10 protein-coding genes are annotated in these 7,016 nt (G+C 44.2%); 6 read left to right on the top strand and 4 right to left on the bottom strand.

Annotation, left to right across the window (positions count from 1 at the left end; genetic code table 11):
- Positions 1–117: 117 nt before the first annotated feature.
- Positions 118–465 (bottom strand): hypothetical protein, encoded by a 348-nt coding sequence (locus tag LC574_RS18915; protein ID WP_229454932.1) that lies wholly within the window; start codon positions 463–465, stop codon positions 118–120.
- Positions 466–480: 15 nt separating this feature from the next.
- Here LC574_RS18915 and nifN point away from each other — a divergent pair, with 15 nt between their 5' ends.
- Positions 481–1,749 (top strand): nitrogenase iron-molybdenum cofactor biosynthesis protein NifN, encoded by a 1,269-nt coding sequence (nifN, locus tag LC574_RS18910; RefSeq protein ID WP_229454931.1) that lies wholly within the window; start codon positions 481–483, stop codon positions 1,747–1,749.
- On the opposite strand, the gene LC574_RS18905 is transcribed toward nifN, so the two are convergent.
- From LC574_RS18905 to LC574_RS18895, 3 genes are all read right to left on the bottom strand, one after another.
- Complete coding sequence (locus LC574_RS18905; RefSeq protein WP_229454930.1) at positions 1,678–2,205, bottom strand: hypothetical protein; 528 nt, start codon at positions 2,203–2,205, stop codon at positions 1,678–1,680. The genes nifN and LC574_RS18905 overlap by 72 nt on opposite strands.
- A 67-nt stretch (positions 2,206–2,272) precedes the next feature.
- A complete protein-coding gene (locus LC574_RS18900; RefSeq protein ID WP_229454929.1) occupies positions 2,273–2,497 on the bottom strand; it encodes a hypothetical protein in 225 nt (74 codons plus the stop codon).
- A 132-nt stretch (positions 2,498–2,629) separates the two neighbouring features.
- On the bottom strand, positions 2,630–3,079 hold the full coding sequence (locus tag LC574_RS18895) for a hypothetical protein (protein ID WP_229454928.1): 450 nt from the start codon (positions 3,077–3,079) through the stop codon (positions 2,630–2,632).
- A 658-nt stretch (positions 3,080–3,737) separates the two neighbouring features.
- On the opposite strand from LC574_RS18895, the gene LC574_RS18890 reads away from it, so the two are divergent.
- From LC574_RS18890 to LC574_RS18870, 5 genes are all read left to right on the top strand, one after another.
- Complete coding sequence (locus LC574_RS18890) at positions 3,738–3,917, top strand: hypothetical protein (protein ID WP_229454927.1); 180 nt, start codon at positions 3,738–3,740, stop codon at positions 3,915–3,917.
- An 88-nt stretch (positions 3,918–4,005) separates the two neighbouring features.
- Positions 4,006–4,254, top strand: a complete 249-nt coding sequence (locus tag LC574_RS18885) for a hypothetical protein (protein ID WP_229454926.1) — start codon at positions 4,006–4,008, stop codon at positions 4,252–4,254.
- Positions 4,251–4,931 (top strand): hypothetical protein, encoded by a 681-nt coding sequence (locus LC574_RS18880; RefSeq protein ID WP_229454925.1) that lies wholly within the window; start codon positions 4,251–4,253, stop codon positions 4,929–4,931. Before LC574_RS18885 ends, LC574_RS18880 begins: the two co-directional genes overlap by 4 nt.
- The gene (locus LC574_RS18875) at positions 4,924–5,160 is read left to right on the top strand and encodes a hypothetical protein (protein ID WP_229454924.1); all 237 of its coding nucleotides are present in this window, start codon (positions 4,924–4,926) and stop codon (positions 5,158–5,160) included. The genes LC574_RS18880 and LC574_RS18875 overlap by 8 nt, the downstream gene beginning before the upstream one ends.
- 273 nt (positions 5,161–5,433) lie before the next feature.
- Positions 5,434–6,834 (top strand): transposase, encoded by a 1,401-nt coding sequence (locus LC574_RS18870; protein WP_229454923.1) that lies wholly within the window; start codon positions 5,434–5,436, stop codon positions 6,832–6,834.
- The last annotated feature ends 182 nt before the right edge of the window (positions 6,835–7,016 follow it).

Genomic DNA, 7,016 nt, shown 5'->3' with positions numbered 1-7,016 from the left:
GCCGCTCTGATACTGACAGAAGCTGTGTTGGCGCGGATTTGCATACCTGTGGAATGGCAAAGGCAAAGGTTTACGTTGGTGCTTTCTGAGCAGTTTAGTGCGCTGTTGGTAGGAAACTTAGCGCAGGTTATGTGGGAATGATTGAGATGGCGCGGGAACTGTACGAAGCTCTCTATAGCCCGATTTGGGAACAAATACGCAAACCCGCTCCTTGGGACGAGGCTGAATTGCATTCAAATCTAGTAACTGAGGGATGAGGGGGATGAGGGGGATGAGGGGGATGAGGGGGATGAGGGGGATGAGGGGGATGAGGGGGATGAGGGGGATGAGGGGGATGAGGAAGAATAATAATTGTTTGTTTGCTTCCTTTACTCCCTGATCTCCCTCATCTCCCCCTGCTCCCCCTGCTCCCTCATCTCCCCCTGCTCCCTCATCTGTTCTAGTAGATGCTATTTCTGAAAGCAAAAAGGAGGTAGTTTAATGGCGATCGTTACCATTTCTAACAAATCATTGACAGTTAATCCCCTCAAGCAAAGTCAAGCTTTGGGCGCAACCTTAGCCTTTTTGGGATTGAAAGGGACAATGCCCTTATTCCACGGTTCTCAAGGTTGTACTGCTTTCGCCAAAGTTGTCTTAGTGCGGCATTTCCGGGAAGCGATTCCCCTAGCTACCACAGCGATGACGGAAGTCACTACTATCTTGGGTGGTGAAGAGAATGTGGAGCAAGCAATTCTGACTCTGGTAGAAAAGGCTAATCCAGAAATTATTGGTTTATGTAGTACTGGGTTAACGGAAACTAGAGGAGATGACATCGAGGGTTTTCTTAAAGAAATCCGCGATCGCCATCCCGAATTGAATGATTTAGCGATCGTTTTTGCACCTACCCCAGATTTTAAAGGTGCGTTGCAAGATGGCTTTGCTGTTGCTGTTGAAAGCATCGTTCAGGAAATTCCTCGCGCGGGTGGACTCAGAACTGAACAAGTCACGATTTTGGCGGGTTCTGCCTTCACGCCTGGGGATGTACAGGAAATCAAAGAGATAGTTACAGCCTTTGGATTAGTGCCTATCTTTGTACCTGACCTTGGCGCTTCTCTAGATGGTCATTTAGAGGATGCTTATAGTGCAGTTACGGTCAGTGGGACTACCTTAAAACAGCTACGAGAAGTAGGTAGTTCTGCTTTTACCCTGGCATTGGGTGAAAGTATGCGGGGGGCTGCAAAGATTCTCGAAGAACGCTTTGGCACACCTTATGAGGTGTTTGGCGAACTGACGGGATTAGAACCAGTAGATGAATTTATCCAAGCATTGGCGATTCTGAGCGGTAACAGCGTACCCGAAAAATACCGCCGCCAACGCCGTCAGTTGCAAGATGCAATGTTGGACACTCACTTTTACTTCGGTGCAAAACGAGTTTCTCTAGCACTGGAACCAGATTTGTTGTGGTCAACAGTGCATTTCCTGCAATCGATGGGAGCGCAAATTCATGCGGTGGTGACAACGACGCGATCGCCACTACTAGAAAAACTCCCGGTTAAAAGCGTCACTATCGGCGATTTGGAAGACTTTGAGAGTTTAGTAGATGGCTCTGATTTGCTGATTGGTAACTCCAATGTTGGTGCGATCGCTAAACGGCTCTCGATTCCTCTTTATCGTCTAGGATTGCCCATTTATGACCGCTTAGGTAATGGTCAATTTACTAAAGTTGGCTATCGAGGCACAAGCTGTAAGTATCTCGTGTTGTCTTTCTAACTCCTCAAATTCGACGGTTGTAAGAGTAAGACTATTGCTGCTGCTGTTAACCCCCTGTTCGGCTGAGATATCATTTGAGGGGGGTAAATCGTAACTTGAATTATGGTTTTGTAAATTTTTTTCTCGCACCTTTTTAGGTGGATTTAACCATCCGAGAGGTCTTACAAGTAACTTGGTTATCTTCCAAGAATATTGTTTAATTACTTGTAAAACACGGCATGATACCAGTATAGAAAATATCTTTTTGAGGTAGTTGTGAGCATAAGGTTTACCTCTAGTCTTGGCTACCCAGGCGTTAAATTCAGATAAATCTGGTTCTATCTCGCTGCCTATTTGCCCTTGCCTCATTAGCCACTGCCAAAGGATTTTCGCGGCGGGTGGAATATGATGTTGATAGCAGAATGCTTCGTGTGATTCCGTCCAGGGAAGATTGTTTTTAAATGGATTTTTTGGCATAATACTATTAGTTAGTTGTCAGAAAGCCACCCTTGAACGCTAATTCTATTGGTGGCTTTTTGGTTTTTTAAGGCTTCTTTGCGTTCAAGCGGTGGTCATCGGAAAAGGAATTCATTGCTAGATAATCAGCATGGTTACACCCGAGAACGCCGTAAAATTTTAAGCCTTCCCCAAGGGCAAGTTCTTCTCCCACTTCACCCGCTCTCTGTTTAGAGGTGTGCCAGCACACGGGCATCAGTCCCTCTTTGTCACTGGTCACGGCATAAGCAATGTAAATTGGTTGTCTGGTCATTGGTCATTAGTTATTAGTCAACTGCGATCGCACTTCTCCCCCCACTCCCCGCAGCGCGATCGCAATTCCCCTCAAGGAAGCTGCGCCGCGCGAGCAAAACAAAACCGCCCTTACCAAGCAGGCAGGACGGTTTTATTCAGAATTTTCATTAGTTTCTAATCTTGGATCTTCATTAGAGGGAGATTCCTCAGAAATTAAATCTAGAATTTCTGCCTCTAACAGACGAACTTCTTGTGCAAACTGCTTTTGTTTGTCCTTGCTTTCTTCTAATAGACTTTCTAACCTTTCTTGATAAGAGCCAACATCGCTGTTGTATGACTCTTCGATAATCTTAAGGCGCTTTAGGATTTTCCCAACACTTGTTTGCTTACCACCCCATCTGCCACTTTCATGTCTTTTTCCTGGATCTGAACGGTTCCGGTAGCTATCGCCCTGATCAAGTCCGATCGAGTCATTTTCATGCTGTCTGCTTTCTGCTTGAACGCTTCCCACTCGGTTGTTGGAATTGTCACCGTTGCATTGGTGACTTCCTGATTTTCTTGGATTTTTCTTCTGCGTCCCATTAGTAGGTTGCTTGCTCATTTTAATTTCCTCTATTTTACACGTGATTTATTTCGGGCTAATGCTATTGACAAAATTCTAAATCACGTGAAAAATAATAATAAGTCCTTTTTCACGTGATTTACAACATCACGTGAAATTTGCTTCCCCCTCACCTTTGCCACCGAGCCTGTGAGGGCATATTCAGGAGCAAGCACCCGCGCCATTGCGTTAGCCCCGGCGCGGAAACACCCTTAACTTAATCACCGAGAGCCGAGCGTTGGCACGCGTTGTCTGCGCGGTGATATTTTGATGTCTGCACACTTAGTAAAAGGAGAAAATCATAACAACGATTGAAGAACTGCCCCAAAAACTCCAAACCCTTCTTAGTGAGGGGACGGTAGCCATAACAGATATTGAAGGCAACGAATTTGTCATTTACAAAACTGACTATGGAATAAACAAGGTAGTGATTACCTTCTGCGAAAGGACACAGAGCAGGCCCCTACTACTACGTTGGGCGGCGATATTTTACAAATGCACACCCACCAATGCAAGGAACAACATGACAACCACAGTTATGCATAATAAATAATCATTCTTGTGTAGAGATGTCCGAATTTATCAAGTAAACACACCAGCATTCATTTGGTAGCGATTATTGCTGGTGTTTTTTTTACACAATTAGGAATTTTAAATCATGACTTACCGCGATGGACTTAGACCGTGGGCAATTTTTGAGCGTATGCCCAATGGTAAAAATGTCTGCTTTTACCGATTTCGTACCCGCACTGATGCTGATGCTTATGCAAGTCTTCTTCGTCAAGGAGGCGGTAATTTTGAGGTAGTTTTTGATCAGCAGCTGGTTGGTCTTGGATAGCTGATAAGAGTGCGATCGTGTCTTTGGGGACGCGATCGCAATTAATCCCAACACTTCAAACTGTACAAGTAAAAAATATCACACAATTATGGTAATCAAAAATATTACTTACCAACGGGTGCTAAACCTGGGTAATTATGAATCCAAGCGTCTAGAACTGTCTGCTAAAGTTTTGGAGGGAGACGATCCAAACGAGGAAACCTCCCGCTTGATGGAGATGGTAGAGCAAATTGAGTCGCAGATCAGCCAACTTAGAACACAATTGCGTAACTTCCAAAGGGAATATGAAATTGTTAAGGCATCATCTGTTAAGGCATCATCCCTTTTTGAATTATGACCAAACACGACACTTGGGTAAAACTCAAACCCGGTAATCCTTACGAGCCAATATTAGATTTATTTCCAGACGGAATGATACCCATGCGTGATCCATTCGCCCTAGAGCGCGTGACCACAGATAACGGTGATGTGGTTGCCCTGTGGATTGTTGATATAGAGCGCCTTAGCAGTTTTCAGTACCAAGCCTTATCCCAAATTATCGCAATTTGCCGGAACACCGATCCGCTCGAAGTTGCAACCGAGGCAACCGTAAAAGGTGGCTTTGCCATCAATAGCAAGTGGGTTGAATCTATGAAATGTTGGGTCGAAGGATTTGAGCGTGGTAGAGAACTTGCTGATTTTTTAGAAACAGCACCGCCACAAGGAACTAGCGAAGCGAAGAGAGCATTTTGGGAATTTTACTCTCATCAGCATCAACGATGGATTGAGGGGAACCAGGAGCCGAGGCCAATTAATTCTATTGAAGATATTCATCCATCACTACGTACAGATGATCTCGAACGATTAATCAAAATGCATCAAGTCGAGAGCGCGATGGTGCAGGGTAATTACTCAGTATTGGACGTTTTAACTGGACGCGCAATGGTTGATGCTCTTAACATTATTGACCCAGAAAATGAATATTCATTAGTGGGAGATGATGACGAATTTGATGATGATGAAATTTATGAATAATGAAGAAATCTTAAATATCCCTCAACCCGATAACAAAGTTGTTTTGTCAAAAGATGTATTTGTCCTAAACACTTTAGCTATGGGAATAGCTATACAAATTCTTGCCAAAATAACTGAGGAAACCATAGAAGACTGGAGGAGCTATGTAGGGGCAAAAGCTACCGAACAATACCGTGAATTATCTGCTGAGAAAATTAAAGAAATAGCTGATTCTCTGGAAATTCTATAACTGCCTGATGATGGCTACCTGACACAGTAGCCGAAACGGTGGTAACAAGCCACCGTCGCGGGTTGTGTCCAAAGCAATCAGCAAGTTAATTAGAGAAAGTGCGGCGTTCAGACTGAATTGCGCCCCTAAAGTGAGGCGTTCCTAACTTCTGGCGCGGCTTTTCTCTTGTTAACTTCCCGAATGCGTTTACTCCTGAATCGCGCCCCTAAGCATGTGGGGCGTTAGGGTGATTCGTGCGCTATTAAGTTCGGGTAACTCAAAGGATGCCAGTCCTTGAAAACCACCATTTTATATCGCAGAACCATGAAAACAGAATTAACAATTCTGGGAATTGATGTTAGCAAATCGAGTATAACCACTCACATTTTAACACAATACCCCAAGGGAGGATTACAGGGATATTGGAGTAAAACAAGAAATAAAGCATCTATTTTATATCCGGCTTTTTACTCCAATCCTGATGCTAAAAAGAAACAAAAATCAGCCTTTGACTTTGCTGATTATCTAGCAGAAATCAAGCCAGATTATGCAATCTTAGAGCCAACCGGAAACCACTATTCAAGACTGTGGGCATCCATCCTCAATAAGTTAGAAATCAAAATCCTCTGGGTTGGTCACGTCGAATTGCGGCGTTATCGTGGAGGCAAAAACCTTCCGAATAAAAGTGACCCAGCTGACGCTTTAGCAATGGCTGCTTACGGTCACGATCCAGATCACCGATTGGAGACTGGAGAATTAAATTTGAGATACTTTCTCATGCACCGCCCAGAACCCATAGACGAACTTCGCGACCTATGCCAGCAGCTTGAACACCTTAACCGGGTGCAGTCACCAATTGTAAATTATGCAAGGCAGCTTCTAGCTTGGCAGTTCCCAGAAGTGGCTCACACTAAAAGTGCATCCACTAAGCCAGGATTGCTACCACCCCTTTGGGGATGGTTAGCTAAAAGGCTCGAAATTTCGCCCGCCGGGAAAACCCGAATCGAAAATCGCTATAAAATATCCATTGCCAAAGACTACGGGATTGAGATTGACCCAATCTTGGAACTGCACGCAGAATGGATGTGTGATATCTCACTCTATGAAGGGCGCTTAGAGACAAGAATCAGTGAAATGCTTTCCTGTTCTGCATTTAAGCCTTACATGAGGGTGTTTGATAAGTTCGGTTTTGGACTGAGAGTGCGATCACGTTTACTCACCAGGATTTATCCCTTTGAGTCGTTCCTGGGTGTCAATGGCAGGCCAGTCATTGAATACGAAGTGCGGGAGATAAAGAAAACGGAGCGCGATCGCAAAAATGGAGAAACCACAGTCCGACGTTTAGTCGGCGATACCAAACGCATTAAACGCAACCGCAGCCGCGACACTTTCAAAATGCGTTTGGGTATGGGTACTGTTCTGGAACAGTCAGGAGATGGACTTGTTGAAAAGGCTAGCGGTTCACAACTGTGTCGAATTAGCTTATGGCAGTACGTCTTAACCGGCGTCGAAACTGGCAGGCTACCAGAAAACAAACTAACCAAGGAATTGATTAACTACCGCGACTCACTCAAAGCTAACGTCACTGAACAAGGTGAAAAATTGCTAGGTGGTAAGCACATCCAGGGAAAGTTGATGAGTAAAGTAGTAAACCTGCTATTCCAGGAATTGTGTAAAATAATTCCTCTGACCTGATGCTATTAACCCTTCATCTAAATGAAGGGTTTTGAAACCTAAAGTTTCAGTTACCCTGAATCCCCAGAGACTTACTCACTGTGAATAGTGCCTTGGCTTTGAATTAAATAGGCTTTAATCTCAATCACTTGTTCGCTAAGGTGATTTAATCTGCGTTCAATCTCGCTAAATCCAGTCACAAT

The organism is Nostoc sp. CHAB 5715, assembly GCF_020829685.1.
Lineage (GTDB): Bacteria > Cyanobacteriota > Cyanobacteriia > Cyanobacteriales > Nostocaceae > Nostoc.
This window is presented reverse-complemented; position numbering and strand designations above follow the sequence as displayed.